The organism is Kitasatospora sp. NPDC091257, assembly GCF_044757675.1.
GTDB classification, from domain to species: domain Bacteria; phylum Actinomycetota; class Actinomycetes; order Streptomycetales; family Streptomycetaceae; genus Kitasatospora; species Kitasatospora lactacystinica.
Genome location: NZ_JBIVVI010001808.1, coordinates 1 through 1,174 on the forward strand (window position 1 = coordinate 1; position 1,174 = coordinate 1,174).

At 72.5% G+C, this 1,174-nt stretch carries 2 protein-coding genes; one reads left to right on the plus strand and one right to left on the minus strand.

Features of this window, described 5'->3' with window-relative positions; translation table 11 throughout:
• Nucleotides 1-279, plus strand: a 279-nt coding sequence (locus ACIQOV_RS42180) for a UTRA domain-containing protein (RefSeq protein WP_401056541.1), incomplete at its 5' end; no start/stop codon positions are given.
• Between the two features lie 102 nt (nucleotides 280-381).
• On the opposite strand, the gene ACIQOV_RS42185 is transcribed toward ACIQOV_RS42180, so the two are convergent.
• The gene (locus ACIQOV_RS42185) at nucleotides 382-903 is read right to left on the minus strand and encodes a hypothetical protein (protein WP_401056543.1); all 522 of its coding nucleotides are present in this window, start codon (nucleotides 901-903) and stop codon (nucleotides 382-384) included.
• Nucleotides 904-1,174: the final 271 nt, after the last annotated feature.

The following is a 1,174-nucleotide window of genomic DNA, read 5'->3' on the forward strand; positions in this document are numbered from 1 at the left end:
GACTTCGACCCCGAGGGGTCCTTCTACGGCTATCTGCGCGAGCAGGGGGTGCGGCTCGGTGCCGCCGACGAGCGGATCGAGACGGTGCTGGCCAGCCCGCGCGAGGCCCTGCTGATCGGCACCCCGCCGGCGCTGCCGATGCTGCTGCTGCACCGTCGCAGCCTGGACGCGGCGGGGCGCCCGCTGGAGCAGGTGCGCACCCTCTACCGCGGGGACCGGTTCAGTTTCACCCTCGCCCTGGGCGCCCCGGACGCCCCGAGCGCCCCGAACGCGAACTGACCGTCCGGCGGCCGCGGGTCCGGCCGCCGCCGGCAGGGCATGCGGGGCGTGCGGGGCGTGCGGGGCGTGCGGGGCGTACGAAGCGTCCGGGGCTTGCGGGTGTCAGCAGGTGCCGACGCGGCCGTTGTACGAGGACCAGACCGGCGCCCAGGGGCTGTTGTTGTCGTGCGGGCGGTAGACGACGAGGTTGCCGTCGTTCTGCATGCGCACCCAGTTGGCGCTGGGGTTGCAGCCGAGGGCGGTGCCGGACCACCACTTGGCCTTCTTGAAGGTGTCGTAGACGACGAAGTTGCCGTCGTACTGCATGATCACCTTGCCCGGGCCGCCGCTGTTGGTGCCGCTGGCCCACAGCGCGTAGCCGGTGTTGGTGTCGTACTCCACGAGGTTGCCGTCGTTCTGGTAGAGCAGCCGGTAGTCGCCGTTGCCGGAGACGAGCGAGTCGCCGGGCAGCAGGCAGTTGCCCCAGTTCATGTGGTCCCAGCCGCTCGGGTTGCGCGAGCAGTTCCACTCGCTGTTGACGTCGGCGGAGGCGCTGGTGGCGGTCGTCAGTCCGGTGACCGAGGCCAGCGCCAGGGCGGCGCCGACCAGGGACAGGGTTCGCTTGACCGTTCCGGTGTTCCTCATCGTTTCCCCTCGTTTCTGCTGCGGCGCGGTTCCCGACCGGCCGCGGCACGGTGTCGTGGACGGCTGTACGGACCCGGGGCCCGCCCGCCGTCGTGCGGTGGGAGCGGGGCCTCTCGACCCCTGCGTCCATGGCAACGGGATGCGGGCGGCGGCCGGTTCACCGGGATTCCCGCGGCCGGCCGCCGGACCGGGGGCCGGGCGGAGGCCACCGGGCCCGACCTTGTAGGTTTCGGTGTCACCGGCTGCAAGGAGCCGGTGACACCTGGTGGGG